This window comes from Paenibacillus sp. PL2-23, assembly GCF_040834005.1.
GTDB lineage: Bacteria > Bacillota > Bacilli > Paenibacillales > Paenibacillaceae > Pristimantibacillus.
The window spans coordinates 1668291-1687678 of record NZ_CP162129.1 but is presented as its reverse complement, the minus strand read 5'-3'; the positions used below and the strand labels follow the sequence as shown (position 1 = coordinate 1687678).

Sequence of the window (19388 nt, the reverse complement as noted above, 5' to 3'; positions counted from 1 at the left end):
GCTCTTGGATGATTGCCGGGTGATGGAGATAAGGTTTTATGAATCGGTTTTTTTGTCCAGCGCCGCCTTCAGCTTGTCCGCCAGGCTGTTCCCCATTGGGGCGCTGTCGCTGTATTGCTGGATCAGCTTCTGCTGCTCTCTGCGGTTCATACGCCCGCCATCCTTGTCGCCCAGCATCTCGATTACATTGCAGGGACGGCATTGCGCGTATTTGCCCGCTTTGCCGTCATGCATCTCCATCTTCTTGTGGCATTGCGGGCAGCGCTTGTTCAGCAGAATAGGCTCGGTAGAGCGGCGATACCCGCACTCCCGGTCAGGGCACATCAGCGACTTGCCACGTTTGCCCTTCACCTCCAGCAGTCGCTTCCCGCACTCTGGACAGCTGGAGTTTGTTTCGTTATGAGGCTTGTAATCCTTCGTCTCTCGCTTCACCTGCCCAATCCACTTGCTCGCTTGCTCCCGAATGCCGCGCATGAAGGCCGCAGGGTCTGCCTGGCCCTTGGAAATCCTCTCCAGCTCGCGCTCCCAGCTGGCTGTGAGCTCCGGGCTTCTCAGATCGTCGACGACCAGCTCCAGCAGCTGCTTGCCTTTGCCGGTCGGAACCAGAGAGCTGCGAACTCTCTCAATGGTGTCGGTGGACAGCAGCTTCTCGATAATATCGGCTCTGGTGGCCGGCGTGCCGAGTCCATGCTTTTCCATACGCGTCAGCAGAGACGCCTCTGTATAGCGCGCGGGAGGCAGCGTGCGAAGCTCCTTCGAGGCGGCGCTCTTCACGCTGACCGTCTGGCCTACTGCCAATGGGGGGAGAAGCTGGGAAGCCTGCTTCTGCTCCGTCGTGCGGGCGGCACCCTCGTCCTCCTCCTCCTCATCGTCGAACGAGGAGCTGACGCCCTGGTACACTTCTCTCCAGCCCGCATCCTTCTCCGTCTTTCCTTTGGCATAAAAGCGTTCTCCCCCCGCCTCCAGCACGACACTTGTCTCGTCATAGCGGTAAGGACCATAGAACAGAGCAATGAAGCGACGCACGATCAGATCGTACAGTCTGCGCTCCTCGCTGCTCAGCGCGCCCAGATTAACGAACTGCTCCGTTGGAATAATCGCATGATGATCGGTTACCTTGGCGTCGTCTACAATACGCTTCGTAACGGGAAGCGGCGCGCGCAGCAGCTTGCGCGCAAGCGCTGCGTAAGGCCCGACAGCTACGCTCTCCAGCCTGCCCTTCAGCGTTGGCGCAATGTCGCTGGACAGGTACCGGGAATCCGTCCGTGGATAGGTCACAAGCTTATGCGCCTCATACAGCTTCTGAAGCACATTCGCCGTCTGCTTCGCCGAGAAGCCCAGCTTCCTGTTGGCGTCCCGCTGCAGCTCCGTCAGGTCGTAAGCCTGAGGATGCGGCTCCGACCGCTCAGTCGTACGCAGATTCACAACCTTCGCCGCACCCGCTTTCGAAGCGCGGGCCGCCGCGGCGTCCGCCTCTGCGCGATCCCACAGGCGACCGTCATGGTCATCCCGCAGGCGCCAGACGCCCTGGAATGTGCCGAAGCCAGCCGTTACCGTCCAATAGGGCTTCGACTGGAATTCCGATATCTCGCGCTCCCGCTCCAGCAGCATCGCCAGCGTTGGGGTCTGAACGCGTCCCGCCGCAAGCTGAGCATTATATTTGCTTGTCAGCGCCCGAGTCATGTTCAGGCCAATGAGCCAGTCCGCTTCCGCGCGGCAGACGGCCGAGGCGTACAGCGCATCGTATTCCTTGCCTGGTCTAAGCCGCCTGAATCCCTCCTTGATCGCACCGTCGGTCTGGGATGAAATCCACAGCCTCTTGAACGGCTTGCGCCACTGAACAAGCTCCATGATCCATCGGGCGACCAGCTCGCCCTCGCGGCCGGCGTCAGTCGCTATAATCAGCTCGTTAATATCGCTCCGCTTGCAGAGGTGCGCAACAGCCTTGAATTGATGCGACGTTTCCTTCATCACCTTCAGCTTCATCCGCTGGGGCAGCAGCGGCAGGTCCTCCAGACTCCAGGTCTTGTATTTGGCATCGTAGTCCTCCGGCTCCGCCAAGGTGACCAGATGGCCCAGCGCCCAAGTCACCACATAATTAGGGCCCTCGATATAGCTTTTCTGCCGGGACGAGCAGCCCAGCACCCGCGCAATTTCTTTGGCTACGCTTGGCTTCTCCGCCAGCACCAATGCTTTCATCGTATGCCTCTCCCACTTTCGTTCCAGTATGGACACAAGATACCACAAGGGGCGAATGGTCCGCAATGTGTTATGTAATGTTCGTAAACGCTACATATCGCGCCTTAAGCGGTCGTATATTCATCTCGTGCGGGCTGGCGGAGCAGGCTCCGTCCCTCATAATCTAGCGGGTTCGCCCGCGGGGCAGGTGATATGCTATAGTAGGATCATTCTTATTCCTCGAGCAGAAGGAGATCGGTTCTACCATGAAGCTTCGCTACTTACCGGCTTTATTAGGCTTTACGGCGGTATACGGAGGATTGTCCGCCTATGTCGGCTGGAATGGCTGGCTGTACCTCTCGCAGCTGACAGGCTGGAGCAGCTCCTTCGTTTATGCCATCTTCATTGCCATATTGGCTTTGGGATATGTGCTGGGAAGAGCGGGACAGAGCACGCCCCTCCACTGGGTCGCAGAGCCTCTCAAGCTGCTGGGCTCCTATTGGCTGGCTGTTCTGCAATATGGTATTCTGCTTCTTCCGCTGGCGGATCTCATCGGCCTGCTGCTCATTTGGGGCGGTATGCCCGTCCGATCAGCTATCCTGGTGGTGGGCAGCTGCATAGCCGCGATAGCGCTCGCTATTCTGCTAGCGGGCTCCCGCAACGCTTGGCTCCCCGTCATCCGTGAGTATAAGGTGCAAATACCGAAGAGCGCCGGCGCGCGCTCCAGCCTAACCATCGCGATGGCTTCTGACCTTCATCTGGGAACCGTCATTGGAAACCGGCAACTGGATCGGCTCATCCGTCAAATCAAGCGGATCAAGCCGGACATCATCATGCTTCCCGGCGATTTGCTGGACGATGACCTCGCCCCGTTCCTGCGGAAGAACATGGCGATGAAGCTAGGCCAATTGCAGGCTCCGCTCGGCGTCTATGCCGTAACGGGCAACCATGAATATATTGGCGGCAAGGTGCCTGAATTCGCTGCTCAGCTTGACGCCATCGGCATTCGACTGTTGATGGACGAGGCGGCTGTCATCGACAACAGCTTTATTGTAATCGGCCGCAAGGACAGAGCCGCGGGCTCCTCCGGGCCAGGGGGACGCAAGAGCATTGATGAGCTCATTCGGCCGCTGGATCAATCGCTGCCGCTTATTATGCTGGACCATCAGCCCACCGATCTGGCGTCTGCGGAGGAGAACGGAATCGACCTTTCATTATCCGGCCATACCCATCTTGGACAGATGTTCCCGAACAACCTGATTACAAGAAGGGCATTTCCGCTTGACTGGGGTTATAAGAAGCGAGGCCCGTTGCACGCCATCGTATCGTCAGGCTTCGGCTTCTGGGGGCCGCCGATCCGAATCGGCAGCCGTTCGGAGGTGCTTCGCATCGATATACAGTTCAACACAGGAGCCGCTCAGGGATCATCATGATCCGCTGAGCGGCTTTTTTCATGGACCTTATATTCGGCTTCGTGACCGGTAGAGCAGATAGATAAAGAATGGCGCGCCAATCGCCGACGTGAAGACGCCCACGGGAATGTCGAGCGGCAGGAACAACGATCTGCCCAACAAATCTGCCGCCGTCACGACGATCGCTCCGAACAACGCGCTGACAGGGAGCACTCTCCCCATAACGGGGCCTACGAGACGTCTCGCCACATGCGGCGCAATTAAACCAACGAAGCCGATGGCGCCGCCAATGGCCACGGCCGAGCCTGCCAGACCTACGCTAAGCAGCACAAGCAGCAAGCGATGGCGCTGAAGGGCCGAGCCGATTCCGATTGCAAGCTCATCGCCTAGCAGCTGAGCCTGAAGAATACGGGTATGGAAATAGACGGCCGCGCACAGCCCCATCGTCCAGGGCAGCAGCGTCCACACATGTTCCCAGGATGAGCCATAGATCGTTCCCGTCAGCCATATATACGCGGAGGTCGCGGAATAGACCTGGCTGAAGGCCAACATGAAGGAAACAGCGGCCGACAGCAGAGAGGATAACCCAATCCCGACAAGCACGAGCCGAAGCGAGCTCACCCCCCGCCTCCAGGCCAGTGCATAGACCAGAGCCGCGGCGCAGAAAGCGCCGATCATAGCCGCCACGGGCAGCAGGCGAATCGTCATCGCACCGGACAGCGCCGTAATGAACAGCACCGCGCCGAAGGACGCTCCGCCCGTAATGCCAACAACGTCAGGCGCAGCAAGCGGATTTCGGATAATCGCTTGCAGAATGGCGCCTGACAAAGCGAGGGACGCCCCTACCAATATCGCGATGGCCAGGCGCGGCGCCCGGAGCGACTGGACGATCATCACGTCCTCCTCCGCTCCGCTTCCCCACAACGCCTGCCAGGCCATTAGAGGAGTATATATGACTTCTCCAATCATGAGATAGGCCGCGGCCAGCGCCAGCAAAGCTGCAGCCAGACCTGTAGTTGCCTTAACCGTTGGGCGATGGAGCATGACGCGCCGCTCCCTGCCGCCAGTCCTATCTTGGCTTCTTGACGCCATCATCCCTTCCCACGCTCCTTCCGGGCAATATAGATGAAGAACGGAGCCCCGATAGCGGCTGTCATAATGCCTACCGGAATTTCAATGGGGTAATGAATGAATCGGGCAGCCACATCCGCCAGCACAAGCAGCGTTGCACCAATGATTGCGCTGTACGGCAGCAGCCAGCGGTAATCCCGGCCAGCGAAGCGCCTGGCAATATGGGGCACGATGATGCCTACTAGGCCTATTGGTCCCGCAACAGCCACCGCGCTGCCCGCCAGCAGGATGACGATAACGCCAGCTGCAGCTTTGACGAACAATAGATGCTGCCCCAGTCCTTTGGCGGACTCCTCCCCCATCGCGATGACATTCCAATGTCTGGCCAGCGCGAAGGACAGAGCAATTCCGAGGGCCATATAAGGCAAAGCCGGCAGCAGCATCTCCGTAGTACGGCCCGCGACGGATCCGGACAGCCAGAAGAGCACCTCCTGCAGACCATTTTCGTTATGCGCCAGCATACCCTGCGTCAACGATGAGAATAATGCGGTCAACGCAGCGCCTGCCAAAATAATTTTGAGCGGGGACAGGCCCTCGCGGCCTAATGACCCCAGCACATATACGATGACAGCTGCAATAGCCGCTCCCCCGAAAGCGAACCACATCAGCGCCTCCGTATGCCGGATCTCCATTACGGTTATAGCCGCGACCACTGCGACAGAGGCGCCGGCGTTAATGCCAAGCACACTCGGCGAGGCGAGCGGATTTCGTGTCACGCTCTGCAGCACCGCTCCACCCAGAGCAAGCGAAGCTCCTACTGCCGCAGCAATCATCGCCCTTGGCAGCCTGGCGGTGCGCACAATAACCTGCTCCATATCCCCTTCGTCATAGCTTGTGAATGAGGCTGTCAAATCCTTGAATCCAATGGACACGAAGCCAAATATAATGCTGGAGAGCAGGCTGAGCAGCAGCAGGACGCAGCTGGCAAGCAAGCCCGCACTCCGGTATAGCTTTATTTTTGTATGGATATCCATGCCTATACCCGCTTCCTCTCCCGCTTCCTATACGCAGCAAAAGAATGAGCCAATTCAGGCTCATTCTTTGCTTTGTCTGCCTTATTCAAGACCGAAGTAGAAATAAAGATCATCCAGCATCAGCTTGGCTGCGAGCGCTCCGCCGGACAGATTCCACGTTACGGAGTTAACTTTGTAGTAGTGGTTGTTTTTGACGCCCTTCAGGTTTTTCCACAGAGCGCTTGTCGTCCATGTCTTCTGGTGCTGAAGCACGGCGCCGTCGCCGTCCCAATCCGTCGTGAAGTCGAAGATGTAATCGCCGTCCAGAAGGGAAACCTGCTCCTGCGAGGTGACCGCAATAAATTGCTCGCCAGTCGCCAGCTGCGCCTTCGGTGTCGAGAAGCCCAGCTCCTTGAAGATTTTGTACGCGAAGCCCGCGTTATAAGCACGAGCAGTCCCGTTCGGATTAATGCGGATAATGGAGACCGCCGCGCCTTTGACGCTGGAAGGCAGCTTGCGCTTGAAGTCGGCAACCTGAGCTTTCCAGTCAGCCATAAACGTTGTCGCGATGTCTTCCTTGTTGTACACCTTGGACATCACCTGCAGATTATCTTGCCATGCGGAGAGATCGTCCATAATGATAGTCGGAGCGATCTTGCTCAGCTGCGGATAAATTTTTTCATGGCGCTCGATAGTGCCGATAATAACGTCAGGCTTCAGTGTTGCAATAGCCTCCACGTTCGGCTGAGTTTCGTCGCCAAGCGTTTTTGTGCCAATCAGGTTAGGACGGATATACTCATAGAATGGCTGTTGGATATAGGATTCAACTGCGCCCACAGGCTTAACCTTCAGCAGGACGGAGATGTCCACGCCGCCGTTGAACAGGACAACAACGCGCTTCGGCACTTTGTTCAATACCGCGCTGCCGAGCTGGTGCTTGAACGTGCGTTTTGTCTCCAGCACAGCTGTAGAGGAAGCGTTGTTCCATGTCACCCATACGCCCAGCGATTCGCCTACGAAGCGCAGGGGCACAAGCAATGTTCCGTTAACGTTCAGCGGAGCCGCGTCAAGCGTAACTGCGCTGCCGTTAATGCGAGCCGTCTTGCTGCTTTGCGTCAGCTCGATAGTGGAGCCGCTTTTCGTAATTGTTGCTTTTTTGGCTTTGGCGTCATAAGCAACTGTGCCGCCAAGCGCCTCGGAGATTGCGCGGTAAGGAACCAGCGTCCGGCCGTTGACAATGCGCGGGCTAACCGAGTAGCTTTGGCTTTTGCCGTCGATTGTAACATTAATCGTTTTGGAAGCGGCAGTTGCCGCCGTTACAGGAGCAAGCGCCATAACAAGGGCGATGCAGAGTAAGAATACAAGCCATTTTTTGCTGGATAACATGTTTGTTTCACCTTTCCCTTTATGAAATTTGTAATGCTGCCTTTACGTCTCGGAACCCTTGGTAAAGCGAATAATCGAGATCGACCAGCCTTGCTTTGTCCCAGCTGTCCGCTTTCACAGCCTCCAGCAGTGCGTTTAGATCGGCGTTCATCTGATTCACGCGTTCTGACTGCTCCGCTGGCAATGGGGCGCTCAGCGCCTTCCAGATCGAAGCCATTCTCTCCGCTTGCGCGACAGTCTCTTCCTTATTGTCCGATTCCACCGCGATTTTGAACGACTTAATCAAGCTGTTCATCTCTTCTGCCGCGGCTGCCGGATCGTCAAGCTGTGCCGCCTCTATATGGCCAAGCGGATCGCCTGTCGATTCATCTGACGAAGCTTCCCCCGCGACATGCTGGTTTTGCTCCTGAGCACCGGAATCGGCAGCTCCGCAGCCGGTCAATACGCATACAACAAACAATAGGAGCGATATGTACCGAACCGTTTTCCACAACCCCTTTTTTCTGTTAATGATAATCATTTTCACCACAAGGACTATTGTACCTATCCCCATTTTGGAATCCAATACACGATTTTGCCATCTTTGCATGGACAAAATAATCAGCTCTACAAATTTCATATTGTGTGAGCCTCTGAAAATTGCTACACTCGTAATTGATAATAATTATCAATATTAAAATTTACTGAAATAAAAGGACGGAGAATATCATGACAGCAGCTGCCTATTTGTCCTGCTCCCCCCTTGCTTTGCAGCAGCTTCAATACAAGGACGGCTTTCGTTCGGAGCCCCTGCATGCCGAGAATGGCTTGATCGGCATTGTGGAAGGTGGCAGCGGCAAGCTGTTTATGCGTAACGGAAGCGCCAGCCCGGTTCGAAAAGGCGCTTTTTTTCTCGTTCATCACGGAGAAGGAAGCTTCCAGCTGATGGCCGATCCCATCGGCATGCTGAGGGTGACCTTGGTGTCCTATTGCGTGAGGAATCCCTCCGGGTCCGCTGATGCTCCTGGAAGGCTGAGTTCCATGCTCGGCAATGGCACGATTCATCATGCCGCAGCCTCCCTCACCGAAACGCTGCTTGCCCAGCTTCGTCAAGCGATGGCGGAGGACAATGAGATCGGCGAGCTGAAGAGACAGCATGCGCTGCTGGAGCTGCTCCTGCATCTGCATGCTCATCAGCTGACGCCCGATCGTAACGGCAACGACTCCATTCAGGCGACGATTGAATATATGGAGCAGCGGCTGACAAAGCCGTTGCAGATCAGCGAGCTGCCCAAGCTTGCCGGCATGACGCCGAGCTCCTACAGCCGCGCGTTCAAGCGGCTTACAGGCTTGACGCCGGGGCATTATTTGACCAGGCTGCGAATATTGCGCGCGAAGGAGCTGATGGCGGACCATAACGCTTCGCTACGAGACATTGCGGTGAGCGTCGGCTATCAGGACGAGCTGTATTTCAGCCGCGTATTCAAGAAGGCGGAGGGCATCTCGCCATCCGTTTACCTGAAGCGAAGCGACCGTCGGATCGCCGTCGTCAGCAGCTTCTTCCTGCAGGACCATCTCTTGTCGCTCGGCATTCTTCCCATTGCCGCGCCCAGCTTTCCGAGCTATTTTGACACGGCCTCCGGCTTCCCCAGCTACCTGCATGACCGGCTGAGCGGAACAACCCCCCTGAACGCAGAGAGGCCGATTCCATCAAGCGACGTCGTCCGGCTGGCGCCCGATCTCATTCTTCGAACGAGGCTGCTGCACGACCAGAATGACAAGCATTGGGGAGAAAATCACGATGCCATCTTCATCGATCATTTCTCCAGCTGGGAGCAATATTACCGGACAATCGCGTCCAAGGTGGGGCGTGAGGCCGAGGCAGAGCGCGTTATTCGCTCCATGTCGCAGCTGGAGCAAGCGGCAAGGCGGAAGCTTGAGCGCTGCGTGAAAAATGGCAAATGGACCGTCATTCGGCTGATGCCCGGCAATTGCCGGCTGTACGGGATCAAGGAGCATACCTTCACTGAGCTGATCTATCATCGGCTCGGCTTTCAGCCCGACGATCGTATCACGCATGGCACGTATATGGATAACGCCTTTGAAGAGCTTCTGCGGCTGGACCCCGAGCAAATCCTTGTCATATGGAGCAGCGAAGCCGCCATTCATGAGTTCGCGGCGGATCCAAGGTGGCAGCAGTTGTCGGCTGTGAAGGAGAGCAAGGTCTATTATCCCGACAGCAAGGAATGGGACCCGTGGGGCCCCATCGGGAGAGAATATATGATCAAAGCGATGCTGCGCTTCTTCTGCAAGCGCTAGCGATAAGCCGCATAGCGCTCCCGCCTGGCTCGACTGGCCCACTTCGACCTGGCTCGACCCGCTCCATCCCGCCGAGATCCTCCCCCGCCTCTAACAGTCAAATTCCGCCTCGTCCCGCCTCCGCCTCGAACAGCCCTATGCCCCACCTCGACCCTTCCCCCTTGAAACGCCCCATCCGCCTCCACCCATCCCCGACTCCAACAGCCCCACTCCCCTCCACCCATTCCCGACTCCAACAGCCCCACTCCGCCTCAACCCGCCCCCTCCCCGCCACTAACCATCCCCACCGGGGGATTTAGACGTTTCTGGCACGTCTATTTGCTCCATTCCGCCCCGTTCGCGAGATTTAGACGTTTCTGGCACGTCTATTTGCCCCATTCCGCACCCACCTTCGACTTTAGACTTTTCAAGACACTAACAGCAGCCACGCAGGCGAACGATTGCCAAAGTTGCGAAGGGTTAAAAAGGTTGACCGGGGGCAACATAACGATGTCGGTGTGGCGCTTATTCCAATTACCAAGGAGATTGAGATGCTAATCCTATACGCTTTCGCGCTCCTGCTTGCCGGCTTATTCGCCATTAATGGCATATTCGCCTACCAGGGCAAGCATATCGAAGCCGCCTTTTGGTCGATCTTCCGCTATCAGCTTACGCTTTTACCCCTGTTTTTTGCGGCTAATATGATGATTGGTTACGGAATCAAGTGGCTGTACCAAGCTTTTGGCAATATGACCTTCGTGCTCACTGTATCCAAGGGAGTGGAAATTGTGGTCTGTGTGATTCTGGGCATATTTCTGGTCAATGACCCCCACTTAACTAACGTTTGAAGTGGGGGCTTATAACAACCCGATCGTACGAACGTCTTGCGACTCCGATCTTTTGGCGTTCCGAAGAACGTGGTGTTACATCCTCGAGTAAGCCTTCGCCTACCGATGGGCAGATTGACAGCTGCCCTGCAAACCTAGTCATGCTAAGCCTGCACCTTCAAGAAGGTACTCTTTTCCCTTCAAACAGAGATTCATGGCGCCGATCCGGTCATCATTGCTTGCATATCCGCATGCCTGGCAACGAAAGCGATGCCTGCGTTTATCCCGGTTTTCTTTGGCCGTGTGGCGGCATAGGGGACACGCTTGCGAAGTGTGCTTCGGATCCACGGCTATCGCCATCGATCCTGCAAGCTTCGCCTTATACGTCACCATCTGACGCAGCTGATAGAACGCCCACGATACCGTCACATACCGATACTTCAGCTTTGCCTTTTCCGCCCTGCGGCGGATCCCTGTCAGATCCTCCAGCACAAACAGCGTATTCGCCCCATATCGGGTAACGAGTGCCTTACTGACCTGATGGTTCACATCGGTCATCCAGCGGTTTTCTCGTTCTCCGATTTGCTTCAGCCTGCGGCGGGACGAAGCCGTTTGTTTGCGTTGCAGCTCGGAACGCAATCGTTGGTAGTTGGCTCGTTTGTGTTTGAGCTCCCTTCCTCGAAAAAACAGCGTTCTCCCCTCGGTGTCATACACCGTAGCTACAAAGTTGATGCCCAGATCAATCCCTGCAACGTGTTCAATCTCCTTAAGCTCAGGAGAGGCCATTTCCTTAGACACTGGAATATGCAAAAACCACTTCTGTTTTTTGCATACCAGCTTGGCTGTACCGAATGTCCATGTGCCGTCGAAATAGGTCTCCATTCCTTTGGCTTCGAAGGGGATCTTAATGCGGCCTTGCAGCGTATTGACGGAGAATAGCTTTGCGCTTAGCGAGTAATCCCGTCTCCAGACGAGATCGTATTCCGGCTTCTTAAATTGTACGAGAGTCCAAGCATGCCCACTGCTCAAGATGGTCTTGTATTTAGCCCGTACCGTTTTCAATACCGACTGCGCCATTTGAGAACGCAGGCCCATCGCGCTGCGCAGGGTTCGATACGTCATTCGGTGCAGGGCAGACTGCCGGCGCTCGCTCGTCTCAAACACAAGGGCAGAGACAAAATTACAGCCTTGACGATAAGCGATCATCGTTTGTTGCAGGGCCATCACTTGACTGTCTGACGGTTTGATTTTGATTTTCGCCGTCACGGTAACGATCATACGTTCGCCTCCTCACTATACTAATTTTAGCATAGTAGGGAGAACAAGAACACACCAAATATCATTCCGGCTAACGCCGAACGCCCATTCTTCCCCCGCTTATAGAAGACGGGAGTATCCTGGGCGATATTGATGAAGGAAGAGCCGAGGTGGCAGACGTACGTGGGGCTGTCTATGGTCGTTGCGGGATTCTGGGTAACGAAGCTGAAGGGGTAGAAGGGCTCTTGGGCTCTTGGGCTCTTGCGCTCTTGCGCTCTTGCGCTCTTGCGCTCTTGCGCTCTTGCGCTCTTGCGCTCTTGCGCTCTTGGGCTACCTGAGCTGCTGGGCTATCTGGCTGCTTGGCTACTGGGCTACCTGAGCTGTTGGGCTCTTGGGCTACCTGGGCTGCTGGGCTGCTGGCTTCATGGTTCATGCGTTCAACGCTAAAACAAAGCAAAGAAGCTGCGCCCCGTAAGGCACAGCTTCCTTGCTTACTTGCTTGCTTATGCGGTTTCGCCGCTGTTCTCCTCGGCAGACGCTTCTGCCTGAGGCTTGGCAGCAGGGCCGCCTTTGCCCTTGTGGCCGCCTCTGCCATGGCCATTGCCGCGATCAGGCAGCTCGCCGTTCGCCGCTTGAGTCAGGCGCTCCTGCGCCTTGGCCAGCTTCTCGTCGATTTGCTCCTGTGTCATCGTGCCTGCTGCCAGCTCCTCTGTCAGCTTCTCCTTCAGCTCCGCCAACTGGGCGTCGATTACCGTTTGCAGCGCTACTCCCTTCTCAGCAGCAATAGCGGCCAAGTTCTTGCCTTCCTTAATGGAAGCCCGCAGCTCTTCCTTCGTCATGCCAAGCGCCGTTGCCGCAGCTTCCGAGCAGGCTGCGTGACCGAAGCCTTTGCCTTCTCCACCGCCTCGTTTGCCCTTTCCCTCCATTGCAGCTGCGGCCTTTCCCTTAGCCCCTGCTGGCTTGTCCTTAGCTGCACTGTCCTTGACTGCAGGTGTCTGTGTCTCCTCCGCCGTCTCCAGCTCCGCCGCGTACGCTTGCTGACTTTGCCAGATAGCTCCGCCTCCCAGTGTCAGGGTAAGCGCAAGCGCGCATGCGGCTGCCGTTTTCAGGTTCATATGTCTCATTCTTCATCTCCGCCTTTCGTTAATGGTAGGTTACGTCTTCATTATGGACGGCTCTCCTTAAATCACCCTTAAACTACCTTTAACTCCCGCTGAAAGTTAACTGAAGATCGGCGATGAGCTACAACGAGTAGACCGCCCCAGTCTGCGCCTCGCTCCATGCCCACAGACGGGCAGCTTCACCCTCATCGCTCGCTGTGCCGGCGACACGAGCCGGACTGCCATCGATCAAATAAAGCCCTGTCATTCGGGCTGCGTCTGGACTCGATGCCAGATAAATGGCAGTTGCCGCGCCTTCCAGCGGCGTCCTGAAAAATGGCTTCAACAGACGATGCACGGATTTCCCGAAGCCTGACTTACGATCGACGCCAATATCTGTAGCTACCGCTCCGGGATGAAGCGCGTTGACCGTGACCTTTGTGCCCTGCAGCCTTCGCGCCAGCTCCTTGGTGAACAGGATGTTGGCAAGCTTCGACCGCGCATAGCCGTTCACCACGTTCACGCCGCTGAGCATCCAAGGATCGTCGTATCGGATTCGCCCGATCTTATGAGCGCCGGAGGACACATTGACAATCCGCCCCTGCTCCGCACGGAGCAGACAAGGAAGCAGCTCGCCCGTAAGCAGGAAATGGCCCAGATGATTGACCCCAATCATGAGCTCATAGCCATCCTCCGTGGATTGCCGCTTCAGCGATACAACACCCGCATTGTTCACGAGCACGTCCAGTCTGTCATAACGATTGCGGAATGCTTCAGCGAAGCCGCGAATGCTGGCGAACGATCCCAGATCGCACAGCATAAGCGTAATCGCCTTGCTCCCGCTCTCCTCCTTCGCCCTGGCCAGCGCCGCCTCGCCACGCGACCTGCTTCTGCATATCATCACGACCTCAGCGCCCATACGCGCAAGCTCCACGACGGTTGCTAGTCCCATGCCGGCGTTCGCTCCTGTCACGGCGACGAGCTTCCCCTCCATTTGTCCACTTCCCATCTCTTGATGCTCCCCTTCCGCTAATGAAATTGCCTATAGTTTACCATGCTGTGCCAGCGCTTGTCCGATATACGAGAGGAACGACCTCACCGCTCCCGAAAGCTGGTCCTCGTCGCGATACGCTAGACATATATAACGTCTGTTCACATAACCTGGCAGCTTCTTCATCGCCAACTCGCCGGCCTCCACCTCGCGCCTGACGCTTCGGCCGGGCAATATGCCGATCCCCATGTTGCACTTGATGGCTTCCTTGATCGTCTCAATGGCTCCCAGCTCCAGCACATGCGACCAGGAGAGTCCATTCGATTCCGCCCACTCATCGGATAATGTACGTGACGTGGACCCCGTCTCATGCAGCAGGAACGTCTCCTTGGCCAATCTCTCAATCGTAGGCTCGCCGCTGGCCGCAAGCGGGTGCTCCGGAGACATCAGCAGCTGAAGCTCGTCAGGCAGAAGCGGCACCACGACAAGTCCCTCGCTCTCCGTTGCTCCAAGCGACACAATTCCCGCATCTACGATATATTCCCGAAGCATCGCCAGCACACCCTCCGCTTGCTTCACCGTAAGCTGAAGACTGACGCCGGGATGCTTGCTTTGAAAGTCGGCAATATAACTCGGCAGCACATAGGTTGCGGGTGTATAGCTGGCTCCCAGCCGGAGTCTCCCTCCCTGCCTGCTCTTGTAGGACGACATGGCCTCCTGCGCCGCCTCCGTCAGATGGACGATACGCCTGGCGAATGGCAGCAGCTCTGCGGCCGCCTCGCCAGGATACAGGCTTCTGGATTGCTTCCGGAACAGCTCGACGCCGAGCTCCTCCTCCAGCTTCCGCAGATGGAAGCTTGCCGTAGGCTGCTTCAGTCCCATCTTCTCCGCCGTCTCAGCAAGCGTGCTGCCTCCGCACATCTCGATAAACACCTTCAGTTGATGAATATTCAAGCGTTTCCCCCGTTCAAATAAGCCTCTGCATTTCCTTATACGATATTCTGAATATAGATAATATCAATATAAATATCAATATATATAGATGTTATTTAATAAAAAGAAGATATTGCGTTGACGCTCAACTGACATTCCTCCCTTAAAGTTAGACATGCAAGACCAATACGATTTGGAGGGAATCCATTCATGAGCAGTTTTATTAAAAACAAAGTTAACGTACTTATGATCGCCGCTGTTACGCTTCTCGTCAGCGCCTGCGGCAACGGCAACGCCAATACGGGGTCAAACGTTTCCGGCAATCCAGCGGCATCCGCTGCCGCAACGGCGCAGACAAGCGCTTCGCCCGAGCCGACTATGGAGACGAAGGACGAAGGCGTACTTACGGTCTACTTGAACGACTTCGACGGCATCATCGCTCCTCTCTTCGAAGAAGCGACAGGCTATAAGGTAGAGCTGGTCGTTGGCAACGGCGCCGAAATTATGTCCCGGGTGGAAGCGGAGAAAGGCAATCCCCATTGGGATGTGCTTTGGATGGACGCGATGCCTTCCATTCACGGACTGGGCGAAGCGGGACAGCTTATGGAGAACTGGGCTCCGGACAACATCGGCAATCTGACTGATTTCGCCAAAGGCTTTGTTCCGGACAATAACTGGTATGTGCCTACCGGCGCTCACGCGGCTGGCGTCATCGTATACAACACCGACAAAGTGAAGGCAGAGGACGCACCTCGCACATGGGCCGATTTCTCGGACGCCAAGTATTCTAAGATGGCAGGCATGGCTGATCCCGCTGTAGCCGCTCCCGCTTATCCGTTTGTCTCGTGGTTTTTTGGCGACAAAGGCATGGAAGGCGGACAGGCATTGTTCCAGGGCTGGATGGACAACGGACTGAAGGTATATCCCAAAAACCCGAACGTCGTGAGCGCCTTAACAAGCGGTGAAATTTCCATTGCCGCACTTCAAGAGAGCAACGCTTACGCCATGAAAAACAAAAACGAGCCTATCGAGATCATCTGGCCGGAGGAAGGCGCTCCCGCTTCGGTACGCGTTGCCGCCATTCAGAAGGATACCAAGAACCCGAATGCAGCCAAAGCGTTTATTACATTCCTGCTTGATCCTGCAACCCAACAGGCTCTGATCGACGATGGCGACGAAAGCTACTTCCAGCCTTCCGTCCAAGGCGTAAATGTCAAGCCAGATCGCGCTCAGAACGCGAAGCTCGTGGCAGCCGAAGCTTCCTGGGCCTCGGAGCATGAAGCGGCGATCAAGCAATGGTTCGCCGACCAAGCCGTTAAGTAATACCATGAGGACCCTTCTACGCGACAGATTGGGGTGGAGCGTCAGCTTCCTCCTCATTCTGCTCGTCCTGCTCCCCCTGGCGGCGGTTATGATTCAGGTGCTGCTGCCAGGGGTCTTCTTTGGTCATTTGAAGCTTGGCGATTGGAAGCTGCTGCTTGAACTATTCCATCGTCCGCTTTGGCAGAAATCGCTGGAGAACTCCCTGCTGCTGGGCTTCGGCACCACCATATTCGCGACGATGCTTGGCACGGTGCTTGCATCCGTGCGCGCGAGCTGGTCGTTCCCGACAGCCAAGCTGCTTGACGCCTCCGTATGGCTGCTGTTTATTACGCCTTCCTTCATCCTGGCGCAGGGCTGGGTGCTTTTCTCTGCAGGAGAAGGGATTGCAGCCGGACTGTTCGGCTGGGGCTTTGTGAAGGACTTTATTTTCCAACCGATCGGACTTATCTTCATGATGACCTTAAGCAAGTTTCCGTTCGCTTATTTGAGCGTACAAGCCGCATTGGAGTGGAAGATGGATCAGCTGTCCTACGCGGCCCGCTTGTGCGGCGCTTCCAGATGGACCATGTGGCGCACCATTCAAGCCCCATTGCTGCTGCCTGCTATTGTTGCGGGAGCATCGCTTGTTTTCATGGATACCATAGGAGATTTCGGTCTGCCCGCGTCAATCGCCGCCGTCTATCGTTTCCCGACGCTGCCGTACTCCATCTATTCGGCTATATATACATCGCCGATCCGGTTCGATATGGCCGGCGTCTTGTCCTTCTACCTCGTCCTGCTGATCGGACTTGCGATGCTTGTGCAGTTCTACGCGCTTCGTCGCTCCCGCTTCGACTTCCTGACGGGAAGCGCGACCCGCTCCGTTCCGAGACCTGCGGGCAAGCTTCGTTACGCCCTGGCCGCCTTGAACATTGGCTTTTTGTTCATCGTCATCGGTATACCGATTGGCTCCAACGTCGTCATCTCCTTGCTGAAGACCCAAGGAGGCGGCTTCAAGCTTTCGAACCTGACATTCGACCATTACGTCATGCTGTTCAGCTCCGTCGGCAATCTGATGGAAGGACTGTGGAACTCCCTGCTTATTGCGGGGTCAGCCGCCTTGTTCGGCCTGATCATCGGCATAGGGGTAGCCTTCGTGCTGACGTATTCGAATTTCCGATATAAGCGCGGCATCGAGATGATATCCATACTATCGCTGGCCGTTCCGGGCGTTGTTCTGGGGATTGGCTATATTTTTATTTGGAATCAGAAGTGGCTGGAGCCTCTGGGCCTCCTCCTGTACGGTACGCCATGGATTCTTGTGTTAGCTGCAATCGCCGGCGCCATTCCCGTTATTACAAGGCTGCTGACAGGCGCGATGGCCAAGGTTCCTGCGAATCTGCTGGCTGCGGCCCAGCTCCAGGGTGACGGGCTCGGGCGGCGCATGCGTTATATTCTTTTTCCGCTCGTTCAGAGCGCTCTCGTATCCGCCGGACTCGCCGCGTTTGGTGCCGGAATATTCGATCTTGCCGTCAACACGATCCTGTTCCCTCCCAAATTCGAGACGCTGCCGGTAACGATTAACAAAGCGTTCGAGGATCTCGATTTCGGATACGCCTCCGCGGCGACGATAGCCAGCTCGCTCATCGTCATTGCGCTTATATGGATAGCCGAACGATTGCTTAGACGCAAGGAGGCCAAATTATGATCAACAACCCATCAGACGATTCCACCCTCCTCGTTGTTTCGGAGCTGACGAAGTCCTTCGGCAGCTTCCAGGCGCTGAACGGCATCTCATTTGCCATGAAGCAGGGGGAAATCATTAGCGTCCTCGGTCCCTCGGGCTGCGGCAAGTCCACGCTGCTGTCTCTGGTAGCCGGACTGGCAGGTCCGGATTCCGGGACGATTAAGCTAGGCGGCGAAACAATCGCCTCTGCCCATACCCTGCTGCCGCCGGAGAAGCGCGGCGTTAATATGGTGTTCCAGGATTACGCCTTATGGCCGCACATGAACGTAGTTGACAATATCGGATACGGATTGAAACGAATGAAGCTGAAGCCGGAGGAGTCTCGCGCACGAATAGCAGAGCTTGTCGAGCTGCTGCGCTTGGAGGGCCTGGAGCGCAGGCTTCCCCCGCAGCTGTCCGGCGGACAGCAGCAGCGGGTCGCGATTGCCCGGGCGCTTGCGACCCGACCGCGCCTCCTGCTGCTCGACGAGCCGCTCTCCAATCTTGATATGAGGCTGAGAGTAGAGATGCGTACGGAGATGGCTTATCTATTCCGCCGGCTGGGCATCAGCGCGTTCCATGTGACGCACGATCCCGAAGAAGCGTTTGCCATGGCCGACCGGCTGCTCATTATGCGGAACGGCACGATCGAGCAGCTGGATACGCCCGAGCAATGCTTCCGCCGTCCCGCCAGCAGATGGTCCGCTTCGCTAATGGGCGCGTATAACTCCTTGAAAGGGCGAGCCACCTTCAACTCTGCGGGGGCATTTATTGAAATTGGGGATCAGCAGCTCCGAGGCGTTTGGCCCGGCACGGAAGCGGCGCAGGGCCAGCAGGGCCAGCGGGATCAACAAGGACCGCCTTCAAGCGGGGAATGCGACGCCATCCTTATGTTCCGCCCGGAGCAGACGAAGGTTATACCGCACGAAGAGGGCCAGCCAATGGAGTCGGAGGCAATGGGACGCCTATCACTTCGAGTGCTTCACTGCTCGTTCGAGGGCACTCGGTGGCGTGCAGTAGCCGAGACCAATTGCAAGCAGAAGCTATATATTGTTCATGAGACCCCTCTTGCGCAAGGCCAGCAGATTATGGCCGAGATCCACTACGAAACCGCATATATATATCGCAGCGAGGATGAAAGGTAGTCGATCCAGATGAACAATGAACCACATCGAGACAGCAGCCACAGCGCGCGGCTGCTTGCTATATCCGACATCCATGGGCATAAGCAGGGGATGTTGCGCCTGCTGCGCGAAGCTGATTATTCGCCAAGCCGGGATCGGCTCATCCTTCTTGGAGACTATATCGACGCCGACAATCCCGTCTCCTGGAGCACGCTGGAGCTTGTGCGCGAGCTGGCCCGGCAAGGAGCCGTCGTGCTGCCAGGCAATCAGGAGCTCAAGCTGGTGTCGGCCCACAAGCGCAGCAGCAGGCGAAGCGGCGTCCGTCCATCCGGCAGGCTTGCCGCTTATGTGAAATGGATTCAGTCGCTTCCCCTCACGCATGTGGAAGCCGGCATCCTGTTCGTCCATGCCGGCGTACGGCCGGGTATTCCATTAGCCAGCCAATCCATTCGGGATTTAACGGAAATTAGAGAGGCGTTCCACGCTTATCCGGTGAACGAGCTGGCTTCTCTTATTCATTCGGACCCCATGAATCATCCCCTTAACCGCTTCACCCGCATTATGTTCGGGCATACGCCAACATTCAAGCTGGGCGCAGAGCCTGGCGAGATATGGTCCGACGACCGGCGAATCGCCATCGATACGGGCTCGAAGCACGGCCATCGGCTGACGCTGCTGGACGTCGGCAGCGGCGTCACCTACTCCTGCCAGTCCGGAGCCGGGTACAGCAGCACCGATTTTCGCGTAGGCACGGCAAAGGACCGCCTCCACCGCCCATAACGGCGGGGGAG

Annotated in this window: 16 protein-coding genes; 7 read left to right on the top strand and 9 right to left on the bottom strand. The window is 56.5% G+C overall.

Going from position 1 to position 19388, the window contains the following annotated elements; translation table 11 throughout:
• Nucleotides 1–36 precede the first annotated feature (36 nt).
• Nucleotides 37–2199 (bottom strand): DNA topoisomerase III, encoded by a 2163-nt coding sequence (locus AB1S56_RS07205; RefSeq protein WP_340871463.1) that lies wholly within the window; start codon nt 2197–2199, stop codon nt 37–39.
• 245 nt (nt 2200–2444) lie between these two features.
• Here AB1S56_RS07205 and AB1S56_RS07200 point away from each other — a divergent pair, with 245 nt between their 5' ends.
• Nucleotides 2445–3611: a metallophosphoesterase gene (locus AB1S56_RS07200; protein ID WP_340871464.1), complete on the top strand. Its 1167-nt coding sequence runs from the start codon at nt 2445–2447 to the stop codon at nt 3609–3611.
• A 27-nt stretch (nt 3612–3638) separates the two neighbouring features.
• Here the strand turns inward: AB1S56_RS07200 and AB1S56_RS07195 are convergent, their stop codons facing one another.
• From AB1S56_RS07195 to AB1S56_RS07180, 4 genes are all read right to left on the bottom strand, one after another.
• Nucleotides 3639–4685 carry an iron ABC transporter permease gene (locus tag AB1S56_RS07195; protein ID WP_340871465.1) on the bottom strand — a complete coding sequence of 349 codons (1047 nt, stop codon included), beginning with the start codon at nt 4683–4685 and terminating at the stop codon, nt 3639–3641.
• Complete coding sequence (locus AB1S56_RS07190; RefSeq protein ID WP_340871466.1) at nt 4682–5695, bottom strand: iron ABC transporter permease; 1014 nt, start codon at nt 5693–5695, stop codon at nt 4682–4684. Before AB1S56_RS07190 ends, AB1S56_RS07195 begins: the two co-directional genes overlap by 4 nt.
• 81 nt (nt 5696–5776) lie before the next feature.
• The gene (locus AB1S56_RS07185; RefSeq protein WP_340871467.1) at nt 5777–7060 is read right to left on the bottom strand and encodes a stalk domain-containing protein; all 1284 of its coding nucleotides are present in this window, start codon (nt 7058–7060) and stop codon (nt 5777–5779) included.
• Between the two features lie 19 nt (nt 7061–7079).
• On the bottom strand, nt 7080–7553 hold the full coding sequence (locus tag AB1S56_RS07180; RefSeq protein ID WP_340871469.1) for a hypothetical protein: 474 nt from the start codon (nt 7551–7553) through the stop codon (nt 7080–7082).
• 215 nt (nt 7554–7768) lie between these two features.
• Between AB1S56_RS07180 and AB1S56_RS07175 the strand changes: the two genes are divergently transcribed.
• Both AB1S56_RS07175 and AB1S56_RS07170 read left to right on the top strand, forming a co-directional pair.
• Nucleotides 7769–9358, top strand: a complete 1590-nt coding sequence (locus AB1S56_RS07175; RefSeq protein ID WP_340871471.1) for a helix-turn-helix domain-containing protein — start codon at nt 7769–7771, stop codon at nt 9356–9358.
• Nucleotides 9359–9888: 530 nt separating this feature from the next.
• Nucleotides 9889–10185 carry a hypothetical protein gene (locus AB1S56_RS07170; protein ID WP_340871474.1) on the top strand — a complete coding sequence of 99 codons (297 nt, stop codon included), beginning with the start codon at nt 9889–9891 and terminating at the stop codon, nt 10183–10185.
• A 138-nt stretch (nt 10186–10323) separates the two neighbouring features.
• On the opposite strand, the gene AB1S56_RS07165 is transcribed toward AB1S56_RS07170, so the two are convergent.
• The 4 genes from AB1S56_RS07165 to AB1S56_RS07150 form a co-directional block, all read right to left on the bottom strand.
• The gene (locus AB1S56_RS07165; protein ID WP_367903439.1) at nt 10324–11442 is read right to left on the bottom strand and encodes an RNA-guided endonuclease InsQ/TnpB family protein; all 1119 of its coding nucleotides are present in this window, start codon (nt 11440–11442) and stop codon (nt 10324–10326) included.
• A 482-nt stretch (nt 11443–11924) separates the two neighbouring features.
• Nucleotides 11925–12545, bottom strand: coding sequence for a hypothetical protein (locus tag AB1S56_RS07160; protein ID WP_340869792.1), 621 nt, complete (start codon nt 12543–12545; stop codon nt 11925–11927).
• A gap of 118 nt (nt 12546–12663) precedes the next feature.
• A complete protein-coding gene (locus AB1S56_RS07155; RefSeq protein ID WP_340869790.1) occupies nt 12664–13530 on the bottom strand; it encodes an SDR family oxidoreductase in 867 nt (288 codons plus the stop codon).
• A gap of 33 nt (nt 13531–13563) precedes the next feature.
• Nucleotides 13564–14466, bottom strand: coding sequence for a LysR substrate-binding domain-containing protein (locus AB1S56_RS07150; RefSeq protein ID WP_340869789.1), 903 nt, complete (start codon nt 14464–14466; stop codon nt 13564–13566).
• Between the two features lie 189 nt (nt 14467–14655).
• Here AB1S56_RS07150 and AB1S56_RS07145 point away from each other — a divergent pair, with 189 nt between their 5' ends.
• Genes AB1S56_RS07145 through AB1S56_RS07130 form a run of 4 tightly spaced genes read left to right on the top strand, consistent with a single transcriptional unit; the run spans nt 14656 to nt 19377 of the window.
• The gene (locus AB1S56_RS07145; RefSeq protein WP_340869788.1) at nt 14656–15768 is read left to right on the top strand and encodes an extracellular solute-binding protein; all 1113 of its coding nucleotides are present in this window, start codon (nt 14656–14658) and stop codon (nt 15766–15768) included.
• Between the two features lie 4 nt (nt 15769–15772).
• On the top strand, nt 15773–17455 hold the full coding sequence (locus AB1S56_RS07140; protein ID WP_340869786.1) for an iron ABC transporter permease: 1683 nt from the start codon (nt 15773–15775) through the stop codon (nt 17453–17455).
• Nucleotides 17452–18618 carry an ABC transporter ATP-binding protein gene (locus tag AB1S56_RS07135; protein WP_340869785.1) on the top strand — a complete coding sequence of 389 codons (1167 nt, stop codon included), beginning with the start codon at nt 17452–17454 and terminating at the stop codon, nt 18616–18618. Before AB1S56_RS07140 ends, AB1S56_RS07135 begins: the two co-directional genes overlap by 4 nt.
• A gap of 9 nt (nt 18619–18627) precedes the next feature.
• Nucleotides 18628–19377 (top strand): metallophosphoesterase, encoded by a 750-nt coding sequence (locus tag AB1S56_RS07130; RefSeq protein WP_340869783.1) that lies wholly within the window; start codon nt 18628–18630, stop codon nt 19375–19377.
• Nucleotides 19378–19388: the final 11 nt, after the last annotated feature.

Excerpts from the sequence above, each read along its gene's own strand:
- AB1S56_RS07205 (WP_340871463.1), bottom strand. The coding sequence starts at position 2,199 with ATGAAAGCATTGGTGCTGGCGGAGAAGCCAAGCGTAGCCAAAGAAATT.
- AB1S56_RS07200 (WP_340871464.1), top strand. The coding sequence starts at position 2,445 with ATGAAGCTTCGCTACTTACCGGCTTTATTAGGCTTTACGGCGGTATAC.
- AB1S56_RS07195 (WP_340871465.1), bottom strand. The coding sequence starts at position 4,685 with ATGATGGCGTCAAGAAGCCAAGATAGGACTGGCGGCAGGGAGCGGCGC.
- AB1S56_RS07190 (WP_340871466.1), bottom strand. The coding sequence starts at position 5,695 with ATGGATATCCATACAAAAATAAAGCTATACCGGAGTGCGGGCTTGCTT.
- AB1S56_RS07185 (WP_340871467.1), bottom strand. The coding sequence starts at position 7,060 with ATGTTATCCAGCAAAAAATGGCTTGTATTCTTACTCTGCATCGCCCTT.
- AB1S56_RS07175 (WP_340871471.1), top strand. The coding sequence starts at position 7,769 with ATGACAGCAGCTGCCTATTTGTCCTGCTCCCCCCTTGCTTTGCAGCAG.
- AB1S56_RS07170 (WP_340871474.1), top strand. The coding sequence starts at position 9,889 with ATGCTAATCCTATACGCTTTCGCGCTCCTGCTTGCCGGCTTATTCGCC.
- AB1S56_RS07165 (WP_367903439.1), bottom strand. The coding sequence starts at position 11,442 with ATGATCGTTACCGTGACGGCGAAAATCAAAATCAAACCGTCAGACAGT.
- AB1S56_RS07160 (WP_340869792.1), bottom strand. The coding sequence starts at position 12,545 with ATGAGACATATGAACCTGAAAACGGCAGCCGCATGCGCGCTTGCGCTT.
- AB1S56_RS07155 (WP_340869790.1), bottom strand. The coding sequence starts at position 13,530 with ATGGGAAGTGGACAAATGGAGGGGAAGCTCGTCGCCGTGACAGGAGCG.
- AB1S56_RS07145 (WP_340869788.1), top strand. The coding sequence starts at position 14,656 with ATGAGCAGTTTTATTAAAAACAAAGTTAACGTACTTATGATCGCCGCT.
- AB1S56_RS07140 (WP_340869786.1), top strand. The coding sequence starts at position 15,773 with ATGAGGACCCTTCTACGCGACAGATTGGGGTGGAGCGTCAGCTTCCTC.
- AB1S56_RS07135 (WP_340869785.1), top strand. The coding sequence starts at position 17,452 with ATGATCAACAACCCATCAGACGATTCCACCCTCCTCGTTGTTTCGGAG.
- AB1S56_RS07130 (WP_340869783.1), top strand. The coding sequence starts at position 18,628 with ATGAACAATGAACCACATCGAGACAGCAGCCACAGCGCGCGGCTGCTT.